Here is a 26,820-nt window from a genome sequence, read left to right as displayed (position 1 = left end):
CCCCCCCCCCCCCCCCCCCCCCCCCCCCCCCCCCCCCCCCCCCCCCCCCCCCCCCCCCCCCCCCCCCCCCCCCCCCCACAACTCTGCGCGACTCGGCGGGCGCATCCGCCGGTCAGCGCCAGGCCGGCCCGACCGGACTACCCGCGGTCGGGGGCCGCTTCGATGAACGACGTCGGCACGTAACGCTTCAGCTGCGTGACGTGCGACGGGTTCAGCTCGTCGAGGGTGTGCGCGCCAAGGAGCTTCATGGTGCGGATGATCTCGTCGGACAGGATCGCGATGGTGCGGTCGACGCCCTCGCGCCCGCCCGCCATGAGGCCGTACAGGTAGGCGCGCCCGATCATCGTGAACTTTGCGCCGAGCGCGACGGATGCGACGATGTCGGCGCCGTTCATGATGCCCGTGTCGACGCCGATCTCGAGGTCCTTGCCGACTTCGCGGGCGACGGCGGGGAGCAGGTGGAAGGGGATCGGAGCCCGGTCCAGCTGCCGCCCTCCGTGGTTGGAGAGCACGATGCCGTCGACGCCGAGGTCGGCGAACGTTTTCGAATCCTCGAGGTTCTGGACGCCCTTGATGACGATCTTGCCCGGCCACATCTCGCGGATGACCTTCAGGTCTTCAAAGCTGATCGTCGGGTCCATGGCCGAGTCGAGCAGTTCACCGACGGTGCCGCCCGTGGTCGACAGCGACGCGAACTCGAGCTTCGGGGTGGTCAGGAAGTCGATCCACCACCAGGGGCGCGGGATGGCGTTGATGATCGTGCCCACCGTGAGCTGCGGCGGAATCGAGAAGCCGTTGCGCTTGTCGCGCAGGCGAGCGCCGGCCACGGGGGTGTCGACCGTGAAGTGCAGGGTGTCGAAGCCCGCCTTCGCGGCGCGCTCAACGAGTCCGTACGAGATCGAGCGGTCCTTCATGACGTACAGCTGGAACCAGTTGCGCCCGTTCGGGTTGACCTTCGCGACCTCTTCGATCGTCGTGGTGCCGAGCGTCGAGAGGGTGAAGGGGATGCCCGCGGCCGCGGCAGCGCCGGCGCCGGCGGTCTCGCCCTCGGTCTGCATGAGGCGCGTGAACCCGGTCGGGGCGATCGCGAACGGCATCGCCATCGGCCCGCCGAGGACGGTGCTCGACGTGTCGACGTTCGCGACGTCGCGCAGCACGGACGGGTTGAACTCGACGTCGCGGAACGCGGTGCGCGCGCGGCGCAGCGACAGCTCACCCTCGGCGGCGCCGTCGGTGTAGTCAAAGGCCGCCTTTGGGGTGCGTCGCTTCGCGATGCGCCGCAGGTCTTCGATCGTCAGTGCCGAGTTGAGGCGGCGACGGCGGCCGTTGAGGTCGGGCTTTTTGAACTGCATGAGCTCGAGCAGTTCGAGCGGCTTGGGGGCTTGACGTTTCACCATGGGAGTTCAGTGCCCTTTCGTGGAACTGGCGTTCGGTTCGTAGCGGATGATCTGCGTCGACCTCGCCACGATTGATCGGATCTCCGAGAGCGTATCTGGGATCCAGCCATGTGCGCGAGCCTGCACGAGGAGATTGCCCATCGCGGTCGCTTCGACGGGGCCGGCGAGCACGGGGCGCCCTGATCGGTCGGCGGTCGCCTGGCAGAGGAGCGCGTTCTGCGACCCGCCGCCGACGATGTGAATGACGCTCACGGGGTGGTCTGCGAGCCTGGATGCGGACTCGACGGCGTCCGCGAACGCCTGCGCGAGGCTCTCGACGATCGAGCGCACGACAGCAGCGGGGGTCGTCGGCGCTTCGATGCCGCGGTCCTGGAACCACTGAGCGATTCGCCCAGGGATGTCACCCGGTGCCATAAACATCGGATCATTGACGTCGAAGATGGGCACGTCCCCGGTCACCTCGGCGGCGTCCGCGAGCAGCTGCTGCAGGGTCGACGAGCGTTGCGCATCCGTCGCCGCTGGCTCCCAGTGGCGCTGCGATTCGGACAGCAGCCACAGCCCCATGACGTTGTGCAAGAAGCGCACGCGGCCGTCGACGCCGCCCTCGTTCGTGAAGTTCGCCTCGCGCGCGGCGTCGGTGACAACCGCCTCGTCGAGCTCGAGGCCGACGAGCCCCCACGTGCCGCACGAGATGTAGGCGAAGTCACGCCCGACGTTCGGAATGGCGACGATCGCGGATGCGGTGTCGTGCGAGCCGACGGCGACCACGTCGATGTCGCGCCCCACGACGCGCGCGGCTTCGCCCTCGAGCGAGCCGAGCACGGCGCCAGGGTCGACGAGGTGCGGCAGGATGCGCGCGGGCACGCCCACACGCTCGGCGAGCTCCGCATCCCACTCCCGCGTGTCGGCGCGCAGCAGACCTGTGGTGGATGCGTTGGTGCGCTCGGCCACCTGCGCGCCCGTCAGCCAGTAAGCGAGCAGGTCTGGCAGGAGCAGCATCTGTTCGGCCAGGCCGAGCAACTCGCCGTCGGTCGCGAGCTGGAACACCGTGTTGAACGGGAGGTGCTGCAGCCCGTTGCGGCGGTACAGCTCCTCCGGCGAGGCGACGGCGTGCACGGCTTCGACACCGCGCGCGGTCCGCTCATCCCGGTACGCATACGGCACGCCGAGCACGCGCCCCTCACGCAGCAGCGCGTAGTCGACGGCCCACGAGTCGATGCCGATGCTCGCGATCTGCCCCGGCGCATCCCGCTCGGCCGCCGCCAGCCCGTCGAGGACGTGCTGGTAGAGGCCGAGCAGGTTCCAGTGCAGCCCGTCGCGCGTGCGCACGGGGTTGTTCGGGAAGCGCGCCTCGTGGCGCATCGTGAGCACGCCATCCGTGATGGTGCCCGTGATGACGCGACCGCTCGTGGCGCCGAGGTCGACGGCCGCGACCGTGCGGGGCGCATCCACCCCGCCCTGGGGAGCCGCGTCGGTCATCGCAGGAAGGCCGCCGCGACACCCGAGTCGACGGGGATGTGCAGGCCGGTCGTGCGCGTGAGCTCTGGGCCGGTGAGCACGTACACCGCGTCGGCGACGTTCTCGGGCACGACCTCGCGCTTGAGGATGGTGCGGTTCGCGTAGTACTGGCCGAGGTCCTCTTCCTTCACGCCGTAGGTCGCGGCGCGGTTCGCGCCCCAGCCCGCCGCGAAGATGCCGGAGCCGCGCACGACGCCGTCTGGGTTGATGCCGTTGACGCGGATGCCGTGCTCGCCGAGCTCGACCGCGAGGAGGCGGACCTGGTGTGCCTGGTCGGCCTTGGTCGCCGAGTAGGCGATGTTGTTCGGGCCGGCGAAGACGGAGTTCTTCGAGGAGATGTAGATGACGTCGCCGCCGAGCTTCTGCTCGATGAGCGCCTTGGCCGCGGCCTTCGACACGAGGAAGGAGCCCTTGGCCATGACGTCGTGCTGCAGGTCCCAGTCCTTCTCGGTCGTCTCGAGGAGCGGCTTCGAGAGCGAGAGGCCCGCGTTGTTGACGACGAGGTCGATGCCGCCGAACGCGAGCAGGGTCGCGTCGATGGCGGCCTGCACGCCCGCGGCATCGGCGACGTTCGCGGCGACGCCGATCGCGACGTCGGTGTTCCCGAGCTCTGCCGCGGCGGCCTGCGCCTTCTCGAGGTCGAGGTCGGCGACGACGACGCACGCGCCTTCGGCCGCGAGGCGGGTCGCGATGGCCTTGCCGATACCGGATGCGGCGCCCGTGACGAACGCGATGCGCCCCTGGTGCGTCTTCGGCTTCGGCATGCGCTGCAACTTCGCCTCCTCGAGCGCCCAGTACTCGATGCGGAACTTCTCCTCATCCGAGATCGGGGAGTAGCTTGACAGCGCCTCTGCGCCGCGCATCACGTTGATCGCGTTCAAGTAGAACTCACCGGCGACGCGGGCGGTCTGCTTGTTCTTGCCATACGAGAACATGCCGACGCCAGGCACGAGCACGATGAGCGGGTCGGCGCCGCGGATGGCGGGCGACTCGGCCGTCGCGAACTTGTCGTAGTAGGCCTTGTAGTCGGCGCGGTAGGCCGTGTGCAGCTCCTCGAGGCGGGCGAGCTGCTCTTCGACGGATGCGCTGGTCGGCAGGTCGAGGACCAGCGGCTTGACCTTGGTGCGCAGGAAGTGGTCGGGGCAGCTCGTGCCGAGCGCGGCGAGCTCAGCGAGCTTCTCGCTCGCCAGGAAGTCGAGCACCCGCTCGTCGTCGGTGAAGTGGCCGATCATGGGCGCATCGTGCGATGCGACGGCGCGGATCGACGGCGCGAGGGCCGCCGCACGTGCACGGCGCTCGTCAGCGGGGAGTGCCTCGAAGCCCGGCACGACGCCGCCGAACGGGTCGGCCTTGCCGTGTGCATCGATGTAGGCCGCTGCAGTGTCGATGATCCACAGCGAGTTGCGCTCCGACTCCTCGGACGTGTCGCCCCAGGCGGTGATGCCGTGGCCGCCGAGGATGCAGCCGACCGCCTGCGGGTTCTCGTCCTTGATGTTCGCGATGTCGAGCCCGAGCTGGAAGCCGGGTCGACGCCACGGCACCCAGACGACCTTGTCGCCGAAGATCTTCGCAGTCAGCTCTTCGCCGTCGGCGGCCGTCGCGATCGCGATGCCGGAGTCGGGGTGCAGGTGGTCGACGTGCGCCGCATCCACGAGGCCGTGCATCGCCGTGTCGATCGACGGGGCAGCCCCACCCTTGCCGTGCAGGCAGAAGTCGAAGGCGGCGACCATCTCGTCCTCGCGCTCCACGCCCGGGTAGACGTTCGTGAGCGCGCGGAAGCGGTCGAGGCGCAGCACGGCGAGGCCCTGCTCGGTGAGGGTGCCGAGGTCGCCGCCTGAGCCCTTCACCCAGAGGAGCTCGACGGGCTCGCCCGTGACGGGGTCCGTCTCCGTGCCCTTTGCCGAGGTGTTGCCGCCGGCGTAGTTCGTGTTCTTCGGGTCTTCGCCGAGGCGGTTGCTGCGCGAGATGAGGTCGGCTGCTGCTGGGTTCGTCATGTCAAGTCCTTCGAGGCTCGTGAGGTCGTGGGGAGGGTGACGCTTACGCGCCCCAGCTGGCCTGGACGCCGCCGACGCGCTCCTCGGCGACCTGCTGCTCGTATCCGGATGCACGGAACGCGGCGAGCGGGTTCGCGGGCAGGCCGCGCGACTCGCGCCACTCGGCGAGGGCCGGGCGCACGTCGGTGGAAAACGCATCCATGTACACCTCGTGGGCGAGGAGCACGTCGCCGGACTTCTGGGCGGCAGTCAAGGCGTCCGTGTCGATGAGGAGCGCGCGCGCCGTCATCTCCTGCACATTGAGGACGGAGCGCATCTGGCCCTGGATCTTCGACTCGACGTTGTGGCACTGGTCGAGCATGAAGGCCACGTCGGGGTTATTCAGGCCACCGCCGCGGATGACCTCGGCGAGGATACGGAACAGCTGGAACGGGTCTGCCGAGCCGACGATGAGGTCGTCGTCAGCGTAGAAGCGCGAGTTGAAGTCGAACGAGCCGAGGCGGCCGAGGCGGAGCAGCTGCATGACGATGAACTCGATGTTCGTGCCCGGCGCGTGGTGGCCCGTGTCGAGGCAGACCATGGCCTTCTCGCCGAGGGCGGCGACCTGCACGTAGCTCGTGCCCCAGTCCGGAACGTCCGTGTGGTAGAACGCCGGCTCGAAGAACTTGTACTCGAGCACCAGACGCTGGTCGTCGCCGATGCGGGCGTAAATCTCCTGCAGCGAGTCGTGGAGGCGGTCCTGGCGACCGCGGAGGTCGGCCTGGCCCGGGTAGTTGGAGCCCTCGGCGAGCCAAATTTTCAGGTCGCGCGAGCCGGTCTCGTTCATGACATCGATGCAGCGGAAGTGGTGATCGATAGCCTTGCGCCGCACGGCGGCGTCTTCGTGGGTAAGGGCGCCGAACTTGTAGTCGTCATCCTGGAACGTGTTCGAGTTGATGGTGCCGAGCTCGACGCCGAGGTCCTCGGCGTGCTTGCGGAGGGCGGCGAAGTCGTCGACGACGTCCCACGGGATGTGCAGGGCCACGCTGGGGGCGAGCGCCGTGTAGGTGTTGACCTGGGCCGCATCCGCGATCTTCTCGAACGGGTCGCGCGGCGTGCCTGCCGTCTGGAACACCTTGAATCGGGTGCCTGAGTTGCCGAACGCCCAGGACGGGAGCTCGATGCCCTGTCCTTCGAGCGCTGCAAGCTGGTCTGCGGAGAGGATGCTCACGGTTCGTCGCCTTCGTTGGTGGGTTGCGGATGCGCTCCCGGGCCGAACGACGTCGTCCACGGCTTCGGGAACTCGATTCACGGTCGGCGGGCGTGCGAGGAGGCTGTGCGCGCTGAACGGTATTGAATCGTTTCAGTAGGTTCAGATTACGAGCCAGGGTGAATCGTGTCAAGCGTGAGAACGACTGGCGCTTTCGTTTTGCGCAAGCCGCGCTGTGGGCGAGCAGAGCGGCACCGGCGTGCCGGTCGCGCTCGAGTTCGGCTTCACGAGCGAGGCACCCGACGCCGAGTCGAAGTGTGGCCTAGCATCGCTGTACACCAAAGGAGGCCCATGGCAGTCAGCGTGCGCGACGTCGCGACACTTGCGGGCGTCTCTGTGGGCACCGTGTCAAACGTGCTCAACCACCCGGAGAAGGTGTCGAAGGCCACCGTCGACAAGGTGCAAACCGCGATCGAAGAGCTCGGCTTCGTGCGCAACGACGCCGCCAGACAGCTGCGCGCCGGCGAGAGCCGCACGGTCGGCCTCATCGTCCTCGACCTGCGCAACCCCTTCTTCACCGACGTCGCCCGCGGCGCCGAGGAGCGCGCCGCCGAACTCGGCTTCTCCGTCCTCGTCGCGAACAGCGACGAGCAAGAGGAACGCGAGCGCACCCACCTCGGGCTCTTCGAGGAGCAGCGCGTCTTCGGCGTGCTCGTCACCCCCATGGCCGCGAATATGCCCCAGCTCGAGCGCCTCCACAAGCGCGGCACACCCGTCGTGCTCGTCGACCGCGAGAGCGCTGACGAACGCTACCCGTCCGTCGCCGTCGACGACCGCACCGGGGGCCGTATCGCCGTCGAGCACCTCCTCGAGACCGGGCACCGGCGCATCGCGTTCCTCGGCGGCCCCATGGAGATCCAGCAGGTCACCGACCGCTTCGAAGGTGCCCGCGACGCCGTGCGCGAGGTAGCTGGCGCGACCCTCGAGGTGCTCGCAACAGACGCACTCTCAATGGAAGAGGGCAGGCGGGCCGGGCTCGTGCTCGCCGACCGAGACGCCGCTGACCTTCCCGACGCGGTCTTCGCCGCCAACGACATGCTCGCGCTCGGGCTTCTGCAAAGCCTGCAAGGCACCAGCCACGCCCGAGTACCCGAGAATGTCGCCCTCATCGGCTACGACGACATCGACTTCGCGGCCTTCGCCTCAACCTCGCTCAGCTCCATTCACCAGCCAGCGCACCTCATCGGCTCGAAAGCCATGGACCTGCTCGTCGCGTCGGCCCGCGACCCCGAAGCGACACCCGAGCACATCCGCTTCACGCCGGAACTCGTCGCCCGCGCCTCCACTCCCCCGCGCGCCTAACCCTCAGCGCCCGGGCGCCCCTCCCGCACCGGTCGGGCGGGGCCGATCAGGGCGTCCGCGGACGCTCATGCACGCTGCCGAAATCAGACCGGCGCATGCCGTCGAACGACGGGACGCCTACCGTCCGGCCACTCAGAGTGACGTGGCGTGCACGTAGCTGCGTCACTTGCCCGCAGAACACCCCACGTCACTGTGACTGTCACGCCCCGTCTGCCGACCCCGTTGGAGTCAGCCTCCCCTCGGATCCGCTGGGCCGGCCAGGCATCTGCGGACGCCCATGCACGCTGCAGAAAACAGACCGGCGCACGCCGCCGAAAGCAGATCGGCGCATGCCGCCGAAAGCAGCCCGGCGCATGCCGCCGAACGACGAGACCCCTGCCGTCCGGCCACTCAAAGTGACGTGGCGTGCAATCAGCTGCGCCACCTGCCCGTAGATCACCCCACGTCACTGTGACTGTCACGCACCCAGCCCGCCGAACCCCGTGCGGCCAGCCTCCCGCGCGGATCCGGCTGGGCGGGCACCGCATCCGCGAACGCCCTGCACGCTGCAGAAAACAGACCGGCGCACGCCGCCGAATGCAGATCGGCGCACGCCGCCGAGCGACGTGACCCCTACCGTCCGGCCACTCAGAGTGACGTGGCGTGCACGTAGCTGCGTCACTTGCCCGCAGATCACCCCACGTCACTGTGGCTGTCACGCACCCAGCCCGCCGGCCCCGTGGGGCCACGAGTCGGTCCTCGGGGCTCAGACCAACAACACGCCAAGCGAGATGAGACGGGCCGACCACGGACGGCCGCACTGCGCGCTGCGCGCTGAGCGGCAGTAGACCGGGCGAGACCGGTGCCTTCTGCGCCGCACGTATCCTGAAGCGGTGACCCCCGAACTCGCCCGTGCCGAGTCGCTCATCGCGACCATTCCGGATTTCCCAGAAGTGGGTATCCAGTTCCGCGACATCACGCCGCTCTTTGCGGACGGCGTCGCGTTGCGCGCCGCCGTCGATGCCGTAGTCGAGCCGTTCCTGGGTTCGTTTGACGTCGTCGCTGGCGTCGAGGCGCGAGGGTTTCTGCTCGCGGGGGCAATCGCGGCCGCAGCAGGGGTCGGGCTCATCCCTATCCGCAAGGCCGGGAAGCTGCCGCGTCCAGCGGCATCGATCACGTACGACCTCGAATACGGAACCGACAGCTTGGAGGCAGCGCAGGACCTCCCGGCCGGAACGCGTGTCCTGCTCGTTGACGACATCCTGGCGACCGGCGGGACTCTCCGCGCAGGCCAGCAGCTGCTCGAACGACTCGGCTACGCGCTGGTCGGCACGGCCGTGCTCATGGAGCTCGTCGACCTCGACGGCCAGCAGGTCGCCGGCCCCGTGCACGCCATCTTCGAAGTCTGAGGCGCGGCTCGCGCGCGACGCCGCGTCTCATTCTTGCACCCCTCAGTTCCCTCCCCTCGTTTCCCTCACCGTTCGACTCCCTCACCACGCAACTCGCGAGCCTGTCGACTCCGAGCCCCTGGATCCGCACGGGGAATGCATGTTCGTTTCGACACGAAGGAACATCTCCCGTGTGGATGCGACCGGCAGAGGGCGAACAGCAGAGGGCAGAGGACAACGCGGCGAGGGCGGCAGACTCAGAACGGGGCCGCCAGTCTGAGATCGGCGGGGCGGCAGACTGAGCGCGGCGGCGCAACAGACTGAACGCGGCGGCGCAACAGACTCAGCGCGGGCCGCCAGTCCGAGGTCAGTCGGGGCGGCGGGCTGAGTGCGGCGGCGCAACAGGCTGAACGCGACGCAACAGGCTGAACGCGACGCAACAGGCTGAACGCGGCGGGGCGGCTGACTCTGAGCGGTCGCGCCCGGCTGCGATCGAACTCAGGGCGGGTCGGGTTACGCGCCGAGCTGCTCTTCCAGGTTGAAGACCTCGATGAGTGGCGACGCGGCCTGGTCGGCGCGGCCCTCGAGGCCGTCGAAGAACTGGGCCATGTCGGCTTCCCAGCGGGCTGCGATGGGCGAGGCCGCGAGGTACGCGCTCGCGGCTGCCTCGTCGTCGACGTCGTAGCTGCCGAAGAGCGTGCCGTCTGGCGCGAGGAATAGCGAATAGTTGCGGCGGCCGGCGGCCGCGATCTCGGCGAGCATTTCGGGCCACACCTCGGCGTGACGTCGCACGTATTCGTCGATGTGCTGGGGCGCGACTTTGAGCTGGAATCCGACTCTGGGCATGTGATCTTCCTATCTGAATGCTGGTGCGGTACATCATGCGGCCGCTCTGTTTACAAACACGCGACAGATGCAGCTTCGTTCGCGAACGAGCCTGCATTTCCCGTGTGGATACCCGCGGCGCCGCGAGCCCGAGATACCAGCGAAGCCAGCGAAGCCAGCGAAGCTCGCGAGGCCGGCGAGGCGGGCGAGGCGGGCGACAGAGCGGCTTCGAGACGCAACCATGCGGGAGATGCATGCTCGACGCGGCACGAGCATGCATCTCCCGTGTGGTTGCCGCCCCGGGGTAAGGATGAGGCGAGTTCGCGCTCGAGCGAGAGCGAACCAAACGGGGGCAAGTGGATGCGCGGGGCGGGGATGCGCGAACGCCGCGCCGGGAGATGGTCCCGGCGCGGCGTCCGCAGTTCGGTTCGGCGAGGCTGCTCGCGCCTCCCTTCAGCTCCGAGGAGCACTGAGGCGTACCGAGGAGCACCGAGGCGCTCCGAGGATCGCTGGGCAGTCCCCAGCAGCCCCCTCGCCTCAGCTGCTTCTAGAAGCTGAAGTCGCCGATGTTGTCCTTATCGAAGACGAAGGGGTCGCCGAGGAGGACGGTGCCGTCGGCGCCGACCGTGTACTCACCGAGCTTGCCTGCCTCGAAGGTGTCGCCTTCAGCGCCGGTGATGTCGCCGGCGATGAGTGCCTGGGCGGCGAATGCCGACAGGTAGCCGAGGTCCTCGGGGTTCCAGAGTGCGAACGACGTGACGGTGCCGTCTTCGACGAATTCGCGCATCTGGTTCGGCGTGCCGAGACCGGTCACCGCGACCTTGCCCTTGAAGTCGGAGGTCTGGATGTAGCGCGCTGCGGCCGCGATGCCGACGGTCGTGGGCGAGACGATGCCCTTGAGGTTGGGGTGCGTCTGGAGGAGCGCTGCGGTCTTGTCGAACGAGGTCTGGTCGTCGTCGTCGCCGTAGACGGTCTCGACGATGGTGATCTCGGGGTACTCGGTGCCGACGTACGCTTCCATCTTCTCGATCCAGGCGTTCTGGTTCGTCGCGTTGGCGGCGGCGGAGAGGATGGCGATCTCACCGGATCCGCCGATCTGCTCGGCGATGAGGTCGATCTGCGCCTTGGCGATGCCGTCTGCGTCTGCCTGGTTCACGAACAGGTCGCGGCACTCGGGGTTGGTGTCGGAGTCGAAGGTGACGACCTTCGTGCCGGCGTCGCGTGCCTCGTTGAGGGCGTCGCAGATGGCTTCTGGGTCGTTGGCGGAGATGACGATGCCGCCGACGCCCTGCTGCGTGAGGGTGTTGATGTAGCTGACCTGCGCGTCGGGGGTGGCTTCCGACGGGCCGACCTCGGCGAAGGTTCCGCCGAATTCGGTGGCGGCGGCCTGTCCGCCGACGCTCGATGCCTCGAAGTACGGGTTGCCGAGGTTCTTGGGCAGGAAGGTGACGGTGAGGTTGCCGGTGTCTCCGCCGCCTGCTGCGGTGTCGTCGCCGCCGGTGGTGCATCCAGTGAGCACGAGTGCTGCACTCACTGCGAGTGCGCCAGCTGCGCTCAGCCGCTTCGTTGCGAGCTTCATGGGGTTTCCCTTCGGGTACTGAGCCGCTCGGTGTTCCGGGCGACGGGTGGGGTGTTGCGTGTGTTGGTGGATGTGGGGCTTGGGTCTGCGGGAGCTGTTCAGCTCTTGGGAACCGTGCCGCTGGTCGTACCGACTAACGGCTTCTCTGCTTTGGGCCGCTTGCGGCGGATCCTTGGCAGGAGGCTTGCTCCGACGACGGAGATGATGAGGAGCGCTCCGGTGATGATGTTGATGACGTCGGAGGTGACGTTCGCGAGGCGCAGGGCGCTGGCGAGGACGCCGATGAGGAGCACTGCGGCGACGACGCCGTAGAGCTTGCCGCGCCCGCCGAAGACGGAGACGCCGCCGAGCACGACCGCCGCGATGACCTGCAGTTCGAGGCCGGTCGCGTTGTCGCCTCGCGCTGAGCCGTAGCGGAGCGTGAAGTAGATGCCTGCGAGGGCGGCGAGCACGCCGGAGGCGACGAAGAGGATGAACTTGGTGCGGCCGACGGGGACGCCCGAGAAGTGGGCGGCTTCCTTGGAGAGGCCGATGGCGTAGACGCCGCGGCCGAAGGGCGTGTAGTGGAGCACGACGATGAAGACCGCGAGCAGGATGAGGAACGGGATCATGATGGCCGGGATGGGCGTGCCCACGATCTTGGCCTTCGCGAGGTCGGTCCAGAACTCGGGGAACGAGGTGACGGCGACGGTGCCGAGCACGCCGACGGCGATGCCGCGGAAGAGCGCGAGCGTGCCGATGGTGACGGCGAGCGATGGCAGGCCGACCTTCGTGACGAGGAAGCCGTTGAATGCTCCGCCGAGGAGGCCGACGATCAGGGCGACGAGGGCCGCTATCTCGAAGCCGACGCCGGCTTGCACGAGGGCACCGGTGGTGACGCTGGAGAGCCCGACCATGGATCCGACTGAAAGGTCGATCTCGCCCGTGATCATGATGAGCGTCATCGGCAGGGCGATGATGAGCACCGCGGCGACGTCCATGAGCAGGTAGGTGATGGTGATGGGCTGCGAGAAGCCGCGGACCGTGGCCATCGAGACGATGCACACCACGACGAGGAGGGCGACGATCGCCATCTCTCGGGTGAAGAGGATGCGGCGCCAGGCTGGTTGCGAGTAGTTCTCGATCGTTCGCTGGGTTGCTGCGGACGAGGTTGGGGTCGTGAGAGCGGTCATGATTCCTCCCTCGCTTCGACGAGCTTGCGGGATTGGCGGATGGCGAGCACGCGGTCGAGGACGATCGCGGCGAGGATGAGCACGCCGACGACGGCGCGCTGCCAGAAGTCGGGGATGCCGACGAGCGGGAGTACTCGGTTGATGGTCATGAGGAGCATCGCGCCGATGGCCGCACCCCACAGGGTTCCGACGCCACCGGTGATGGCGACGCCGCCGATGACGGCCGCGCCCACCGCATCCAGTTCCCATCCTGCTCCGGCCTGGGAGCTGACGGTGCCGTAGCGGGCTGCGTAGAACACTCCGGCGAGGCCGGCGAGGGCGCCTGAGAGCACGAATGCGGTGAGCACGCGGCGCACGTCGGGGAGGCCGTAGAGTTTCGCGGCGTCTGGGTCGGAGCCGATGGCGTAGAACTCGCGGCCGGGGCGGGTGTTCTTCATGACCCAGGCGGCGATGGCGAGCACGATGACGGCGACGATCGTGAGGATCGGGATGGTCAGGATCTGGCCGGTGCCGAGCGCGAGGAAGTCGCGGGGCATGTCGCTTGCATTGATGCGGCTCGATCCAGCCCACATGACGTTGATGCCGCGGTAGGCGTACAGCGTGCCCAGCGTGATGACCATGGCGGGCACTCGCACGTAGGCGACGAGCGCGCCGTTGACGAAGCCGAGGATGGCGCCGAAGAGCACGGCCGCGATGACGACGATCGGGATCGGGATGCCCGGGAAGTCGATGAAGAGGCGGCCGGTGAGGAAGGCGGTGAGGCCGATGACGGAGCCGACCGAGAGGTCGACGTTGCGGGTGATGAGGACGATGGCCTGCCCGACTGCGACGAGCAGCAGGATGGACGGCGTCAGGAAGAGGTCGCGCCAGCCGTCGGGGCTGAAGAGGAAGTTGGGGTTGGCGACGGTTGCGACGATGAGGACGATCGCGAGGGCGAGCAGGATGCCGAGCTCGCGGGCCTTGCCGAAGTTGCCGAAGCGGATGGCCTTCTTGGGCGGCATGGGTGCGCCGGCGGTGGGGTGCGGGCCCTGCGTGGTGGTCGTGGTCATCAGAGCACCACCGTCACTGCGCCGGTCGCGGCGCGCATGACGCTCTCGCTGGTGGCCTGGCTGCGGTCGATTTCCTGGGCGATGCGACCTTCGTGCATGACGAGCACGCGGTCGGCCATGCCGAGGACCTCTGGGAGCTCCGAGGAGATCATGAGAATTCCCATTCCGGTGCCCGCGAGCTCGGAGAGCAGGCGGTGCACTTCTGACTTGGTGCCGACGTCGATGCCTCGCGTCGGCTCGTCGATGATGAGGAGCTTGGGGTTCGTCGCGAGCCACTTGGCGATGACGACCTTCTGCTGGTTGCCGCCCGAGAGGGTGCCGGCGATCGTGTCGAGCGCCTGCGCCTTCACCTCGAGTTTCGTGGCCCACTGCCGGGCGTCGTCGTGCTGCTTGCGGCCGCTGATGACCCCGAGCTTGGTGAGCTGCTTGAGGATGACGCTCGTGATGTTCTCGCCGACGCCTGAGTCGACGACGAGGCCCTGCTTGCGGCGGTCTTCGGGGATGAGCGCGAGCCCGGCCTGCATGGCGGCGACGGGCGAGCCGGGCTTGACGGGCTTGCCCTCGACGGTGACGCGACCCGACTTGTACTTATCGACGCCGAAGACTGCGCGTGCGACCTCGCTGCGGCCGGCGCCGACGAGGCCGGCGAGGCCGACGATCTCGCCAGAGCGGACCGTGAAGTTGATGTCGTGGAAGACGCCTGGGCTCTCGAGGTCCTCGACGACAAGCACGGGCTCGCCGATGACGGCGTCCTGCTTCGGGAACAGCTCGGTGACCTCGCGGCCGACCATCTGCTGCACGAGCGCATCCACCGTCGTCTCGCTGATCAGGTTCGTCGCGATGTAGCTGCCGTCGCGCATGACGGTGACCTTGTCGCAGAGCGCGAAGACCTCGTCGAAGCGGTGGGAGATGAACATGAGGCCGCGGCCTTCGTCGCGCAGGCTGCGCGCGATGGCGAAGAGGCGGTCGACTTCGACGCCCGAGAGGGCGGCGGTCGGCTCGTCCATGATGAGCACCCGAGCGTTGAGCGAGACGGCCTTGGCGATCTCGATGACCTGCTGGTCGGCGATGGAGAGGCCCTCGGCCGGGCGGTCAGGATCGATGTTCACGCCGAGTCGGGCGAACAGCGCTTTCGCCTCGTCGCGCATCGCGGCGCGGTTGATGCGGCCGAAGCGGTTCGTGGGCTGGCGGCCCATGAAGATGTTCTCGGTGACCGAGAGGTCGGGGAAGAGCGTCGGCTCCTGGTAGATGACCGCGACGCCCGCGGCCTTCGACTGGGCCGTGGATGTGAAGTTGACGTCTTCGCCGCCGAGCTGGAAGGTGCCGGCGTCGCGCTGGTAGAGGCCAGCGACGATCTTGACGAGCGTGGACTTGCCGGCGCCGTTCTCACCCACGAGTGCGTGGATGGAACCGGACTCGACGGCGATCGTGCCGGATCGGAGTGCGACGACGGATCCGAATGACTTCTGCACATCGCGCAGCTCGAGTACGACTTGCGAACTCGTCACGGTGGCTCCGTTCTCTTCGTTGAGTATTGCGAGGGTGTTGAGGGGATGCTCGGTGGTGAGCGTTGCTGAGCCGCTGGCGATCACCGACTTTGTGAATCGTTTCAAGCGACTGGTTGTGACACTACGCGACGCTCGCAGAAAACGTCAAGCGGAGGATGCGGAGTTGTTATGCGCGGGACCCGGCCGGCACTTAGAGCACCTCGGTCACGTACGACTGCAGGTGCACGCGGAACGCCTCGACGGGGTCGATCTCCGGCGCGAGCAGCCACTGCTGGGTCAGGCCGCTGCGCAGGCCCGCAATCTGGGTTGCGGCGATCTCGAGCGGAATGTGCTCCGCGGCGTACAGCCCTCGCACCTTGAGGTCGGTGAGCGCATCGAAGGCAGTCGACCGCAGAAACTCGTACCAGCGCGCGATCGAAGCGTGCGCCGGATGCGACGGGGCCAGCGCCTCGGCTGCCACGATGCTGAACATCAGCACCCCGTCCGGCTTCGCGACGTCGCGTGCGGCGAGCGCGAGCAGGCCGCGCAGATACGAGAGTCCAGTCGAGAAATCGAGGCCAACATCCGCAGCCGCCCGTTGCCCACGCCGCTCGAGGAGCGTCTCGAGGAGCACCGCCTTGTCGGGGAAGTGGTGCAGCACGCCCGTGTGAGACATGCCCGCCTCGGCGGCGATCTCTCGAATCGAGGCCGCATTGAACCCCTTCACGGTGAACACGCGCGTCGCCGCATCCATGATCTGGTCGCGCCTCGGGTGCGGGGTGACGTCTCGCTGCGAGAACCGCGGAACGTCAGGCTCGGTCGATTCGGGGCGCATGTGAACCATTCTCGCGCCTCGCCCTTGTCGCGATTACCTAACACGTGTTAGGTTCACGCCTGAATCGATTCAATGCCTGTCCGTTCGTCGCGCCGCACCGCATCCCCCTCCAGCGGACCGACACGGAACAGTTCACACCCCGTCATTGGCAAGGAAGCCAGAGAGGTCCAGAAATGAACGATCCACGACAACGAGGGCGGCGCGCGCTTGCGCTCGGCGCGGCCCTCTCGGTCGCCTGCACGCTCGCAGTCGCCGGCCCCGCTCTCGGAGACGAGTTCTCCACAACAACCAGCTCGATCGACCCCACGGAGTTCGCAGAACCGGGCATGGACTTCCGGCCAGGCGTGCGGTGGTGGTGGCCAGGCAACGCGGCCAGCCAAGAGGACCTGCTCGCGCAAGTCGACTACCTGCATGAGAATGGCTTCGGCGCCGTCGAGATCGTCGCCTTCTCGAAGGGGTTCCTTACAGAGGAAGGCATCGCTGGCAACGGCGGCAACGGTGGTTCCATCTACGACGCCGTCCCCGGCTACGACACCAAGGCCATCCTCGGCTACGAGTCGCCCGAGTACTTCGAGAAGCTCGACGCGGTCGTCGCGCGCGCCAACGAGCTCGGCATCACCGTCGACCTCAACATCGGCAGCGGCTACCTGGCGAGCGACGACTCCATCGACCTCGAAGACAGCCAGAACACCATGGCGCTCGGCCGCGCGACCGTCCGAGTGGATGCGGCGGGCGCCATCACGCTCGTGTCCGGCGACGTCGCCGTCCCGTCCGGGTCGGGCAAACTGACGCTCGGCATCCCCGAGGCCGAGGTGAGCCCGTTCTTCGCGTCCGAGAAGTTCGGTTTCGACTTCGGCGAATGGGACCCGGCAAACGTGCACCTGAACTCGGTCATGCTCGCGCCGATCACCGGACAGGGCGCGAAGCTGACCACGGCCAATCAGACACTCACCTCCGACTTCAGCTCCGTCAAGACGTACGAGCAGCAGCCTGTCCTTGACCTCGACGCCGCGCAGCTCTCCTACCCGAGCGACGGGGCGACCTCCTTCGCAGTCGACACGTCGACACTCGCCGAAGGCGACTACGAAATCGTCGCCCTCTACAGCGCGACGACGGGCGCGTACGGCTTCAATTCCATCATCGAGAACACGACGACCGATAAGCGCAACTACGTCGTCGACCACCTCAACCCGGTCGCGATCACGAAGCTCGTCAACGGCTGGCTCGGCGAAGCCGCGCTCAACGACATCGTCGAGTCGCGCGATGTCCGCGCCGCATTCAACGACAGCTACGAGTTCTACACCGACCGCCACTACAACGACCTCATCCAGGCCGCAGCCGAATCGCAGGAGCTGCTCGGCTACGACATCACCCCGTACCTGCCCTCGCTCTACTCCATCTACCAGGACTCGTTCCTCATCGACGGAACCCCGACGGTCAAGCCCGAGTACGCGGCCCTCGGCCTGGAGACACCGGAGGTCAGCCGATTCGGAGGCGGCAGCGGCACGCCACTCCTCGCCAGCAACCTGACCGAGGAGGAGTCGCAGCGCATCGTGCACGACTACGGCGTGCTCCTCAACGACTCGTTCTTGCAGGGCCTCGAGGCGTTCTCCACGACGCTCGGCGAGTACGGCATCGACTATCGCCAGCAGGCGTACAACCCGCCCATCGACACCCTGAAGTCGTCGCAATACGTCGACATCCCAGAAACCGAGGGGCTCGACGAGTACTCGCTGAAGCGCGTCGCGTCCGGCGCACACCTCTACGGCAAGAACCTCGTCACTTCCGAGGTCTACACGCTCGGGTCCGTGCCGTTCCGCATCACGCCAGAGTTCATGAAGCAGGGCTACGACCTCATGGCCACGAGCGGCGTGAACAACTTCTTCTACCACGGCCTCAGCGCCACCTACAGCGGCAACAACGACCCCGCGTTCACCTCCGACGACAACCTCTTCGCCGAAGAAGGCTGGCGTGCGTGGCCGACAATCGGCGTCGAGATGGCCGATACGTCCGGCATCGCCGACTACTACGACTCGATGAACGCCTACGCGTCGCGAGCCAACTACGTCATGCAGTCGGGCACCAACAGCAGCGACGTCGCGATCTACATGCCCCTCTTCGGAGCGCTCGCCAGCGGCGGCGGCTTCGGCGGTGGTTCGACGCCACTCGCATCCATCACCGCAGCCCAGACCAACGGCTGGGCGTGGGATGCGATCAACGACGACACGATCCAAACCGGACTCACCTGGGACGGCACGAATCTCGTCGCGAACGGCGGCAACGCATCCTTCGACGCCATGCTCGTCGAGAGCAGCACCGTGCCGCTCGAGACCATGCAGGCCCTACAGAAGCTGCAGGATGCGGGCGCCCCAATCGTGTTCGTCGGCGCGACGCCCTCGGCGCAGCCCGGCTACGCGGGCGGCGAGTACGCAGCCCTGGATGCGCAGGTGAGCGAGATCGCGGCAGCCATGGGCGGCGCGGTCGATGCCGCCGCGATCCCGTCGGCACTCGCAGCATCGGTCGACGCACCCATCTCCTACGAGCAGAACGCGGACCTCCGCTTCGGCCGCCGCACGCTGCCGACCGGGGGCGAGCTCGCCTACATCCGCAACACCTCCGCGGAGGGGGCGACGGGCGTCACCCTCACCGTGGGCGACGGCCTCGACACCTGCTGGTGGCTCGACCCGGAGACGGGAGAGATCTTCGACGCGGAGGTCAACGGCAACGCCGTCGCGGCGACCCTCGACGCGAGCGGCGCAGTCGTGCTGCTCTGCGAGCCAGCTGGGACCGGCATCGCCGACTCGGCCATCTCGGACGGTGCACCCTCCGTGCTCGACACCACCGAGCGGGGCGTCGCGCACGCCCTCGATCCCTTCACGCTCGAAGTGACCGCCGACAACATCGGCACGAACGCACCAGGCGAGGCGAGGACGTCCGAGTACACCGGCGAGGTGCTCGGAGACTGGAGCGCTGACGGCTTCCTCGGTAACGAGCTGCGCTACGTCACCGATTCAGGCACCTACCGCACTTCAGTCGACGTTCCGGATGCGGCCGACCTGCTGGAGGGTGGCGCCGTGCTCGACCTCGGTACCGTGCACAACGCGGCGACAGTGCGCGTGAACCCCGGCACTGAGCACGAGTTCGTGACACAGCTCTACGCCGCCCCCTACGAAGTCGACATCGCGCCGGCGCTCGTGAACGGATCCAACGTCATCGAGATTGACGTGCAACCCGTGCAGAGCAACCGCCGCGAAGGACTCAAGGAGCTGTACAACAGCGATCCGGTCGCGAACGTGAAGTACCAGGCCTACAACAGCGTGCACGGCGGCTCGGGCCTCGAGCCGGCTGGCCTCGTCGGCCCGGTCACACTGAACAGCGCGGTCGAGAGCATCGCCGAGCCGCAGCCCACTGGCACGGGCACCGCCGAGCCGACTCCGCAGCCCACCTCGACCGACGGCACGGGCGGCACGACCGCGCCGACCTCGACCCCCGGCAACGGCGGCCCCGGTAACGGCAACGGCAACGGCAACGGCGGCTCGGACGCCGGCGGTGACGACGGCGACCTCGCCACGACGGGCGTCGACGGCAGTATCGCGGGCTTCATCGCGCTCCTCGGGGCGTTGCTTGCGGGCACGGGAGCGGCCTTCCTCATCAAGAAGCGCCGAGGAGGCGTGACCAGCGAGTAACCGCAACCCGCACAACGGCCGCGGGGGGGGGGGGGGGGGGGGGCGCGGGCGCGGGCGGGGGGCGCGCCCGGGGCCGCCCCGCCCCCCCCCCCCCCCCCCCCCCCGCCGGCCCGCCCCCCCCCCCCCCCGGGGCGGGGGGCCCCCCCGGCCCCGCGGCCATGTGCACCCTGCACCCTGCACCCTCGCCTGCGCCTCGCCCAACCCCAGCCCCCACCTTCTCCTCGCCACTCTTCCACTCGCCGCGAGTCGCCCCAAAAGGTCGCTCTCAAGCCCTCCAGAACAACCATTCGTGGCATCTCGCGCCCCGAAGAACACGAACAACAACCATTTGCGGCATCTCGCGCCGCGACGACCCCGCACGAAGACCCCACCTCGAGCCAGACCTTCCCGAAACCACGAGTCGCCGCAAAAGGTCGCTCTCAAGCCCTCCAGAACAATCATTTGCGGCATCTCGCGCCCAGAAGAACACGACCAACAACCATTTGTGGCATCTCGCGCCGCACGACCCCGCCCACGAAAGCCCCACCTCACGCCAGACCTTCCCCAAACCACGAGTCGCCCCAAAAGGTCGCTCTCAAGCCCTCCACAACAACCATTCGCGGCATCTCGCGCCCAGAAGAACACGACCAACAACCATTTGCGGCATCTCGCGCCCAGAAGAACACGAACAACAACCATTTGCGGCACCTCGCGCCGCGACGACCCCGATACGCAGCGGCTACCGTGGCAGGCATGTCGGATGCACCGCCAGACCAGCCCACACAGGACCCGACGCATGACGTCGCCCGTGGCCATGCGGGTTCGATGAGGGCGATCGTCAACTCCACCGACGGCGGCCCCCGCAGCCTCGAGCTTCGCGAGCTGCACATCCCGCACCGGCCACCGGGCCACGTGCTCGTCGAGGTGCGCGCGGCCGGGATCGCGTTCCCGGATGTGCTGCAGTCGCGGAGCGAGTACCAGCACCGCATCCCGACGCCGTTTGCGCTCGGCAGCGAGTTCGCCGGCATCGTCGCAGAAGCAGGCGACGACTCAGGCTTCGCAGCAGGCGACCGGGTCTTCGGCGTCGCGAGTCACGGCGCGTTTGCGGACTTCGTCGTCGCGCCCGCCGACCGGGTGCTGCCGCTGCCCGACTCGATCGACTTCGTCGCCGCCGCAGCGCTGCCCATCAATCTCCTCAGCGCCGACTTCGCGCTCCGCGACCGCGGGCGGGTGGAAGCGGGCGAGACCGTGCTCATCCAGGGTGCTGCAGGCGGGCTCGGGGTGGCCCTCATCCAGCAGGCGAAGCTCATCGGCACCACCGTCATCGCCGTCGTCTCAACCGAGGAGAAGGCGACGCTCGCCAGGTCCGTCGGCGCCGACCACACCGTGTTCGCGGCTGACTTCCTCTACGAGGTGCGCCAGCTCACCGACCACCGCGGCGTCGACGTCGTGCTGGACCCCGTCGGCGGCGACCGGTTCACCGACTCGCTTCGTTGCCTCGCGCCCCGCGGCCGACTCGTGGTGCTCGGCTTCACCGGTGGGAGCATCCCCACCGTCAAGACCAACCGCCTCCTCCTCAACAACACCGCCGTCATCGGGGCGGCATGGGAGGGGCTCATGCCCGAGTGCCTCGCCTCACTTCCCGAACAGTGGCGGCGGCTCGCACCGGCCATCGAACGCGGCGGGCTGCGGCCCGTGATCAGCGAGGTCGTCCCGCTCTCGCACGCCCCTGAAGCCGTCGCGAGCCTCGACGATCGACGAGCCCGCGGGAAGATCGTCATCGATCTCAGCCTCGGCGCGCGAGCGAGCCGCACATCTCCGAACCTGTCGCGCTGACTGCAGCCCTCGACGACCGTCGACCACGCTGCCCAAGCGCTCGCGGTGAACGTGCTGCTCTGAACGGCCTTGGCACCCTCGCATCCTCAGCCCACCCGGTGCCAGACTCGGACGATGACCACCCCCGCATCCCCCACGTTCGTCGCCGAACTCCCCGCCCGGATCGCCCGCCTCGCGCAGGGGGTCGAGCTGCTCGATCCAGCGGATGCTCCCCCGTTGCGCTGGGGGATCCTCGGCGCCGGTCACATCGCGCGCAGGTTCGCGCGGGAAGTTCCCCAGCACACCCGGTCGACGATCGCGGCGGTCGGCGCGCGCGAGCTGGCTCGTGCCAAAACCTTCGCCACGGCGCTCGGCGTCGAGCACGCCCACGGCTCCTACGCCGAGCTCATCGCAGATCCGGACGTCGAGGCCATCTACCTCGCGACCATCAACTCCACGCACCACGACCTCGCACTCGAGTGCATCCGCGCGGGCAAGCCGGTGCTCGTCGAGAAGCCGCTCGCGCTCAACACCGACGAGGCCCGCGACATCTTCGCCGCAGCAGCAGAGCATGGGGTGCTCGTCGTCGACGGCATGTGGACGCGCTTCCTCCCCCAATTCACGGTGGCGCGGCAGATCGCCGCCAACGGAATGCTTGGCCGCCTCGTCACCGCCCACGCCAACTTCGCTGGGTTCATGCCTGCGCCCGTCGCCCGCATCGTCGAGGCCGACCAGGGCGGCGGGGCGCTGCTCGACATCGGCGTCTACTCGATCGCCGCGGTTCACGACCTCATGGGCCCGCCCATCGAGGTCGCCGCGGCAGGCAACCTGCTGCCCGGGTACGCCGTCGACGGCTCCGCATCCGTGGTCATGCGCACCGCGAGCGCCGTCGGCACGGCCCGCTGCAGCTTCGAGGGGCGAGCTCCGTCGCGCGCCGAGTTCGTGTTCGAGCGCGGCATCGTGGAGCTACCGCGAGAGTTCTTCGTTCCTGGGATGCTGCGCGTGAGCGAGTTCGACCGCGATGCTTCGGAAGCGGTTCCGGATGCATCGAGTGACGGCGTCAGCGGAGCCGGCGTCAGCGAGTGGGACGCGACCGTCCCAGGCGGGTTCCAGTTCGAGGCGACCGAGTTCGTACGCCTCCTTGCGAGCGGGGCCACGGAGTCGCCGGTCATGCCGTGGCAGGCGTCGGTCGAGATCATGGAGATCCTTGACCGGGCGAGGGCCGCGATCGGCGTCGTCTACCCGGGCGAGGTGCCCGCGTAGCGAGGCACTGCCGGCGACGGGGGCGTAGCTCAGGGCAGCCTGCGAGCCGCGCCCCGGCCCTCGCCCATGGCCCACGCGCGTGCCACGAGATCGCCCGAATGGTCGTTCTGACTTCAGAATGGTGACCGTTCGGGCGATCTCGCGTCAGGATGCGGCAGCGGTGACGAGCTCCGCGAGTCGCTCTCCTGCGGCGCCGGGGGTCGTGAAGACAGGCAGCCCGGTCGCCTGCTCCAGGGCCGGTGCACCGGGTGCGATCGAGTACTGGCCGAGGAGCACCGCGTCGTAGCGAGCATCCAGCCCCTCGACGACGCGCACGAGCAGTTCGCGGAGCGCGACCGTGCCGCGGCTGGCGGCGGCGTGCGCACCGTGCGCGACCGCACCCACGATCTCGAGCTCCTGCCCCGCGGCCTCTGCGGCGGCGGCCAACCTCGCCGTCGAATCGTCGAGTCCCTCCTGAATCGGACTGATCAGCAGCACTCGGTTGATGCCGGAGGCCAGCACGCGGTCGAAGCCGGCGTCGTCCGACGCGAGCACGGGAATCGTCTCCCTGGCGGCGCGGCTGCGCACCGCGTCGCCGTACACGGAGCAGGTCACGAGGATCGCGTCCGCGCCGCCCTCAAGGGCGTGGTCGATGAGGTGATCCATGCGGGCCGCCAGGTCCGGGCCGACCTCGCCGGCGGCTCGCGCTTCCACGAGCAGGCGGTCGTCGAGCAGGTTCCAGACGTCCGCGTCGGGGAGCTGTGACGTGATGGCATCACGGGCCGGGGCGATGCACGAGTCGACGGCACTGATGACGGCGACGCGAGGGGGAGTGACACTCATAGGGGTGGTCCTTTCTGCGGCCGGTGCGGCGCGGGCACGCGTTCGGCACCGGCGATGTGCGCGCGGGTGGCGCGCGGGAATCAGCGGCTGGCGATGAGCCGCTGGCGTGCGCCGTCGATGTGCGCGCGCATGTGTGTGGCCGCGGCTTCGGCGTCGCGGGCGTGGAGCGCGTCGAGCACCCGCCGGTGCTCGACGGCTGCGGCCTCGGATGCGCGCGAGGCGTAGCCGTGGGAGGCGATGACCCGGAAGCGCTGGATATGCGCCCCCATCGAGTCGTAGGCCGTGAAGAGATGCTCGTTGTCGGCCTGCTTGGCGATGAGTCGGTGGAACTCGTCGTCGGACGACCAGTAGGTTCGGAACGACTCCGGGTCCTCCGATCCCGCGGCGCCGGCGACACGCTCGAGGTCAACGACGGTCGACCCGAGCTCGTCGAGGAACTCCGGGGTGACGCGCTGCGCCGCCTCGTGGGCCATCGGCGGTTCGAGCACGAGCCGCGCCTCCATCAGCTTCAGCAGTTCCGCATCCGTGAACAGCGGGGCGACCCGGTAGCCGCGAAGCGCGTGGCGGCGCACGAGGCCGGTGTGCTCGAGACGCGCGAGGGCTTCCCTGATGGGGGTCTGGCTGACCTCGTAGCGTCGCTCGAGCTCGGTGATGCTGAGGACGGCGTCCGGCGCCTGCTCACCGGTCATGAGCTCGTCGAGGATGCGGGCGTAGACCACATCGACACGAGTCTTCCGGGACTCGGCTGCTCGGATCGTCATCGTTCCTCCGTTGCGTCGAAGAGCGGCTCGAGTCCCACCTCCGTGTAGGCAGCGGCCGCTCCGGCGGTGCTCAACGCAGAGTACAGCGCCACCGCGTGCGGGTTCGAGCGAGCCGCGACCGAGAGCAGGTACGAGAACTCGGTCGTGCGCTGCACCTCGTCTGGCAGCGGCCCGACGATCTCGACGCCTGGCACGAACCGGAGTTCGCTGATCTGCTGCACCGCGAGGTCCGCGCGACCGTCGATGACGGCCTCACCGGTGAAGCCCTTCGGCAGTACGGTGGCCTTCGCGTCGACCTCGTCGGCGATGCCGAGGCGGTCGAGCAGCTCCCGGAAATAGATGCCGCTCTGCCCTGTCTTCGAGTAGGCGACGGACCGCGCGCCGCGAAGGGTCTGCACGAGCTCGGAGACGGTGCCAATGGGCGGTTTGGGCGTGCCGGGGGCGACCCCCAGGCCGATCGCCGTTGAGATGAGCGGACGCACCGTCGACAGGTCGAGCAGATGCTCGGGCACCCCCTGCAGCGAGGCGGTCGTGGAGATGAGCACGTCTGGCACCCGTCCCGCCTCGATGTCGGACATGAGGACGGTCGTGGGATCGAAGCGCGCATCGACGCGCGTACCTGACGCCTCGACCGCTGGCAGAACTGATGACTCCAGTGGTCCGCGGACGACGAGGGCGCTCCAGAGCGAGGTGAGGGTTGATTCGGTCATTCGTGTGTTCCTTTCGTACTGCACGAGCAGGGGCTTGGGTTGAGGTCGGTGATCTGGTCGGCGGTCAGCCCCTCGTGGGGGAGGTGTCGAACGTCGAGGAACACGCGCGCCGTCGCCTCGATCTCCTCGATGACGTCGAGCGCGGCCATGACGGATGCGCCCCCGCCGATGGGGCCGTGGTTGCGCAGCAGCAGCGCCGGGTGGCTCTCGGCCGCCCGCTGCGCCACGTCGCCGATGCGCTCGTCGCCAGGTGCCGCGTAGGGCAGGAGGGGCAGGCACCCCACGCGCATGCTGAAGTAGGCGGTCAGTGGCGGAATGGCGCTCTGACCGGCCGGGCTGGCCAGAGTTGAGACGGCCGCCGCCGCGGCGGAGTGCGTGTGGACAACAGCCCTGGCCGTCGGCCGTGCCCGATACATGGCCAAGTGGAGAAAGGTTTCCTTCGACGCCTTGGGGCCGTCGAGGTGGCGCCCTTTCTCGTCGAGCAGCGAGAGCCCGTCCGGGGTGAGCCTACCGAGATTTGAGCCGGTCGGCGTCACGAGGAACCCGTCGTCCGTCCTCGCGGAGATGTTGCCGGTGCTGCCGTGCGAGAGCCCCCGGGCGTAAATGGCGTGCGCCGCCCAGACGATCTCTTCGCGGAGGTCGCTGCTCATGCCACCGCCCCCGAGGGTGCTGCGGCCGCCGCGCGCACCAGCAGGTCGGGGTCGCCGAAGTTACCGCTCTTGAGCAGCACTTCGAGCTCAGTGCTCGTGGGGTAGATCCACGGCACGCCTGGCGCCTCCTCGTCGCCGACGCGGGCGCTGCGGATGTCGAGCGCATCCACGACCGCACCCGAGGTCTCGCCGCCCGCAGCGATGATGCGGCGGACGCCGCGGTCGCGGAGTCCGACTGCGATCTGCCCGATGACGTCCTCGACCCGACGCGCGGCGAGGTCCCGGCCGAGGTCGGCGTGGATGCGCGCGAGCTCGCTCGCGGACGTCGAGGCGAAGAAGAACGGCGCGTCGGCGCGCGGCGTCGCCGCGTCGAACCAGGCCAGCGCCTCCGCGGCGATGTGCTCTGCAGACCCCGTCCTGGGGTCGATCCTGAACCCGTCATGGCCGGCGTCCTTGAGCCGCTCGAGCTGGCCGAGCGTGGCCGTCGAGCAGCTCCCGGCCAGCACGACCGCCGCCGGGGCCTCCGCCGGAACCGACGCGCGAGCATCCGCACGGCCACGCACCGCAACCGAAACGGCGGCTTTCGCGGAAGCCCCCGCAAGCGCCGTCGCGCGTTGGCGAGCGAGCCTGCGACCGATCGCCGCAGCGAAGCCGGCCGCCCCCGCGACGACGGGGAGCCCGGCCGTCGCGGCCGCAATCGCGTCGAGATCAGCCTCGTCGACGGCGTCGGCAATCAGGTGCATCGCACCCTCGCGCCGCCGCTGCTCGATCCGCTCAACGAGCGCCTCTTCCGGGCCCCGAACCTCCTCGAGGTGCAGCGCGGCGACCTCGCTCGACGACTGCTCTGCGAGCAGCGCCACCAGGTCGGACTTCGTCATCGGCGTCACCGGGTGGTGGCGCATGTGCGACTCGGCGAGGGGAACCCCGTCCACGAAGAGTGTGGATGCGGAGACCGTGCGCCCGTGCTGCGGCGTGGCCGGGGTGCCAACGGTGATCGCGGCCTCGGCTTCCTGCCGGAGCAGATCGAGCACCGGTCCGATGTTGCCGTCGCGCGTCGAATCGAAGGTCGAGCAGTACTTGAAGTAGACCTGCTCAGCGTGCCCACGCAACCAGTCGTTGGCCGCACGAACTGCTGCGACCGCCTCGCAAGCGCCGAGCATCCTGCTCTTGAGGGCGATGACCACCGCGTCGTACTCGGCGGGCACCTCGGGGAGTTCGGGATGGTCGAAGCAGAGCAGCACGCGGAGGCCGCTGTTGCCCAGTGCCGCGGCCACGTCGGTGCCGCCTGTGTGGTCGTCGGCGATGACTCCCAGGCTCAACTTCACAATCGCTCCTCTGATCGGTGTGCGGTCGTCGTCAT

Annotated in this window: 20 protein-coding genes; 5 read left to right on the top strand and 15 right to left on the bottom strand. The window is 68.6% G+C overall.

The window, feature by feature from the left end:
* Positions 1-137: 137 nt before the first annotated feature.
* From ACPYN9_RS14600 to rhaI, 4 genes are read right to left on the bottom strand one after another with little or no spacing between them, the layout of a single operon-like run.
* Positions 138-1,397, bottom strand: coding sequence for an alpha-hydroxy acid oxidase (locus ACPYN9_RS14600; protein ID WP_424467273.1), 1,260 nt, complete (start codon positions 1,395-1,397; stop codon positions 138-140).
* Between the two features lie 6 nt (positions 1,398-1,403).
* A complete protein-coding gene (locus ACPYN9_RS14595) occupies positions 1,404-2,876 on the bottom strand; it encodes a rhamnulokinase (protein ID WP_424467272.1) in 1,473 nt (490 codons plus the stop codon).
* Positions 2,873-4,909 carry a bifunctional aldolase/short-chain dehydrogenase gene (locus ACPYN9_RS14590; protein ID WP_424467271.1) on the bottom strand — a complete coding sequence of 679 codons (2,037 nt, stop codon included), beginning with the start codon at positions 4,907-4,909 and terminating at the stop codon, positions 2,873-2,875. The genes ACPYN9_RS14595 and ACPYN9_RS14590 overlap by 4 nt, the downstream gene beginning before the upstream one ends.
* 43 nt (positions 4,910-4,952) lie before the next feature.
* Positions 4,953-6,119, bottom strand: coding sequence for an L-rhamnose isomerase (gene rhaI / locus ACPYN9_RS14585; RefSeq protein ID WP_424467270.1), 1,167 nt, complete (start codon positions 6,117-6,119; stop codon positions 4,953-4,955).
* A 330-nt stretch (positions 6,120-6,449) separates the two neighbouring features.
* Here rhaI and ACPYN9_RS14580 point away from each other — a divergent pair, with 330 nt between their 5' ends.
* Together ACPYN9_RS14580 and ACPYN9_RS14575 are read left to right on the top strand one after the other, a co-directional pair.
* Complete coding sequence (locus ACPYN9_RS14580) at positions 6,450-7,460, top strand: LacI family DNA-binding transcriptional regulator (RefSeq protein ID WP_424467269.1); 1,011 nt, start codon at positions 6,450-6,452, stop codon at positions 7,458-7,460.
* 872 nt (positions 7,461-8,332) lie between these two features.
* Entirely contained in the window at positions 8,333-8,848 is a 516-nt protein-coding gene (locus ACPYN9_RS14575; protein WP_424467268.1) for an adenine phosphoribosyltransferase, read from the top strand.
* A 492-nt stretch (positions 8,849-9,340) separates the two neighbouring features.
* On the opposite strand, the gene ACPYN9_RS14570 is transcribed toward ACPYN9_RS14575, so the two are convergent.
* The 6 genes from ACPYN9_RS14570 to ACPYN9_RS14545 form a co-directional block, all read right to left on the bottom strand.
* Entirely contained in the window at positions 9,341-9,673 is a 333-nt protein-coding gene (locus ACPYN9_RS14570; protein ID WP_424467267.1) for an L-rhamnose mutarotase, read from the bottom strand.
* A 526-nt stretch (positions 9,674-10,199) separates the two neighbouring features.
* Positions 10,200-11,231, bottom strand: a complete 1,032-nt coding sequence (gene rhaS, locus ACPYN9_RS14565) for a rhamnose ABC transporter substrate-binding protein (protein ID WP_424467266.1) — start codon at positions 11,229-11,231, stop codon at positions 10,200-10,202.
* Positions 11,232-11,329: 98 nt separating this feature from the next.
* The gene (locus ACPYN9_RS14560; protein ID WP_424467265.1) at positions 11,330-12,403 is read right to left on the bottom strand and encodes an ABC transporter permease; all 1,074 of its coding nucleotides are present in this window, start codon (positions 12,401-12,403) and stop codon (positions 11,330-11,332) included.
* Positions 12,400-13,452: an ABC transporter permease gene (locus ACPYN9_RS14555; RefSeq protein WP_424467264.1), complete on the bottom strand. Its 1,053-nt coding sequence runs from the start codon at positions 13,450-13,452 to the stop codon at positions 12,400-12,402. Before ACPYN9_RS14555 ends, ACPYN9_RS14560 begins: the two co-directional genes overlap by 4 nt.
* Positions 13,452-14,960: a sugar ABC transporter ATP-binding protein gene (locus tag ACPYN9_RS14550; protein WP_424467275.1), complete on the bottom strand. Its 1,509-nt coding sequence runs from the start codon at positions 14,958-14,960 to the stop codon at positions 13,452-13,454. Before ACPYN9_RS14550 ends, ACPYN9_RS14555 begins: the two co-directional genes overlap by 1 nt.
* A gap of 190 nt (positions 14,961-15,150) precedes the next feature.
* Positions 15,151-15,774, bottom strand: a complete 624-nt coding sequence (locus ACPYN9_RS14545) for a TetR/AcrR family transcriptional regulator (RefSeq protein ID WP_424467263.1) — start codon at positions 15,772-15,774, stop codon at positions 15,151-15,153.
* Positions 15,775-15,947: 173 nt separating this feature from the next.
* On the opposite strand from ACPYN9_RS14545, the gene ACPYN9_RS14540 reads away from it, so the two are divergent.
* From ACPYN9_RS14540 to ACPYN9_RS14530, 3 genes are all read left to right on the top strand, one after another.
* Positions 15,948-19,460, top strand: a complete 3,513-nt coding sequence (locus tag ACPYN9_RS14540; protein ID WP_424467262.1) for a glycosyl hydrolase — start codon at positions 15,948-15,950, stop codon at positions 19,458-19,460.
* Positions 19,461-20,192: 732 nt separating this feature from the next.
* Positions 20,193-21,275 (top strand): NADPH:quinone oxidoreductase family protein, encoded by a 1,083-nt coding sequence (locus tag ACPYN9_RS14535; protein ID WP_424467261.1) that lies wholly within the window; start codon positions 20,193-20,195, stop codon positions 21,273-21,275.
* Positions 21,276-21,389: 114 nt separating this feature from the next.
* Complete coding sequence (locus ACPYN9_RS14530; protein ID WP_424467260.1) at positions 21,390-22,517, top strand: Gfo/Idh/MocA family protein; 1,128 nt, start codon at positions 21,390-21,392, stop codon at positions 22,515-22,517.
* A 144-nt stretch (positions 22,518-22,661) separates the two neighbouring features.
* Here the strand turns inward: ACPYN9_RS14530 and ACPYN9_RS14525 are convergent, their stop codons facing one another.
* The 5 genes from ACPYN9_RS14525 to otnK all read right to left on the bottom strand — a co-directional run bounded on the left by ACPYN9_RS14525 (position 22,662) and on the right by otnK (position 26,785).
* Positions 22,662-23,339, bottom strand: coding sequence for a hypothetical protein (locus ACPYN9_RS14525; RefSeq protein WP_424467259.1), 678 nt, complete (start codon positions 23,337-23,339; stop codon positions 22,662-22,664).
* An 80-nt stretch (positions 23,340-23,419) separates the two neighbouring features.
* A complete protein-coding gene (locus tag ACPYN9_RS14520) occupies positions 23,420-24,100 on the bottom strand; it encodes a GntR family transcriptional regulator (RefSeq protein ID WP_424467258.1) in 681 nt (226 codons plus the stop codon).
* A complete protein-coding gene (locus ACPYN9_RS14515; protein WP_424467257.1) occupies positions 24,097-24,810 on the bottom strand; it encodes a substrate-binding domain-containing protein in 714 nt (237 codons plus the stop codon). Before ACPYN9_RS14515 ends, ACPYN9_RS14520 begins: the two co-directional genes overlap by 4 nt.
* Positions 24,807-25,460, bottom strand: coding sequence for a class II aldolase/adducin family protein (locus ACPYN9_RS14510; RefSeq protein WP_424467256.1), 654 nt, complete (start codon positions 25,458-25,460; stop codon positions 24,807-24,809). The genes ACPYN9_RS14515 and ACPYN9_RS14510 overlap by 4 nt, the downstream gene beginning before the upstream one ends.
* Positions 25,457-26,785: a 3-oxo-tetronate kinase gene (otnK, locus tag ACPYN9_RS14505; protein WP_424467255.1), complete on the bottom strand. Its 1,329-nt coding sequence runs from the start codon at positions 26,783-26,785 to the stop codon at positions 25,457-25,459. The genes ACPYN9_RS14510 and otnK overlap by 4 nt, the downstream gene beginning before the upstream one ends.
* Positions 26,786-26,820: the final 35 nt, after the last annotated feature.

Source organism: Pseudoclavibacter helvolus (assembly GCF_049707175.1).
GTDB lineage: Bacteria > Actinomycetota > Actinomycetes > Actinomycetales > Microbacteriaceae > Pseudoclavibacter > Pseudoclavibacter helvolus_A.
Note: the sequence above shows the minus strand (reverse complement) of the source record. Positions and strands in the feature narration are given on the sequence as shown.

Coding starts and splice junctions, on each gene's coding strand:
- ACPYN9_RS14600 (WP_424467273.1), bottom strand. CDS start 1,397: ATGGTGAAACGTCAAGCCCCCAAGCCGCTCGAACTGCTCGAGCTCATG.
- ACPYN9_RS14595 (WP_424467272.1), bottom strand. CDS start 2,876: ATGACCGACGCGGCTCCCCAGGGCGGGGTGGATGCGCCCCGCACGGTC.
- ACPYN9_RS14590 (WP_424467271.1), bottom strand. CDS start 4,909: ATGACGAACCCAGCAGCAGCCGACCTCATCTCGCGCAGCAACCGCCTC.
- ACPYN9_RS14580 (WP_424467269.1), top strand. CDS start 6,450: ATGGCAGTCAGCGTGCGCGACGTCGCGACACTTGCGGGCGTCTCTGTG.
- ACPYN9_RS14570 (WP_424467267.1), bottom strand. CDS start 9,673: ATGCCCAGAGTCGGATTCCAGCTCAAAGTCGCGCCCCAGCACATCGAC.
- rhaS (WP_424467266.1), bottom strand. CDS start 11,231: ATGAAGCTCGCAACGAAGCGGCTGAGCGCAGCTGGCGCACTCGCAGTG.
- ACPYN9_RS14560 (WP_424467265.1), bottom strand. CDS start 12,403: ATGACCGCTCTCACGACCCCAACCTCGTCCGCAGCAACCCAGCGAACG.
- ACPYN9_RS14555 (WP_424467264.1), bottom strand. CDS start 13,452: ATGACCACGACCACCACGCAGGGCCCGCACCCCACCGCCGGCGCACCC.
- ACPYN9_RS14545 (WP_424467263.1), bottom strand. CDS start 15,774: ATGCGCCCCGAATCGACCGAGCCTGACGTTCCGCGGTTCTCGCAGCGA.
- ACPYN9_RS14540 (WP_424467262.1), top strand. CDS start 15,948: ATGAACGATCCACGACAACGAGGGCGGCGCGCGCTTGCGCTCGGCGCG.
- ACPYN9_RS14535 (WP_424467261.1), top strand. CDS start 20,193: ATGTCGGATGCACCGCCAGACCAGCCCACACAGGACCCGACGCATGAC.
- ACPYN9_RS14530 (WP_424467260.1), top strand. CDS start 21,390: ATGACCACCCCCGCATCCCCCACGTTCGTCGCCGAACTCCCCGCCCGG.
- ACPYN9_RS14525 (WP_424467259.1), bottom strand. CDS start 23,339: ATGAGTGTCACTCCCCCTCGCGTCGCCGTCATCAGTGCCGTCGACTCG.
- ACPYN9_RS14520 (WP_424467258.1), bottom strand. CDS start 24,100: ATGACGATCCGAGCAGCCGAGTCCCGGAAGACTCGTGTCGATGTGGTC.
- ACPYN9_RS14515 (WP_424467257.1), bottom strand. CDS start 24,810: ATGACCGAATCAACCCTCACCTCGCTCTGGAGCGCCCTCGTCGTCCGC.
- ACPYN9_RS14510 (WP_424467256.1), bottom strand. CDS start 25,460: ATGAGCAGCGACCTCCGCGAAGAGATCGTCTGGGCGGCGCACGCCATT.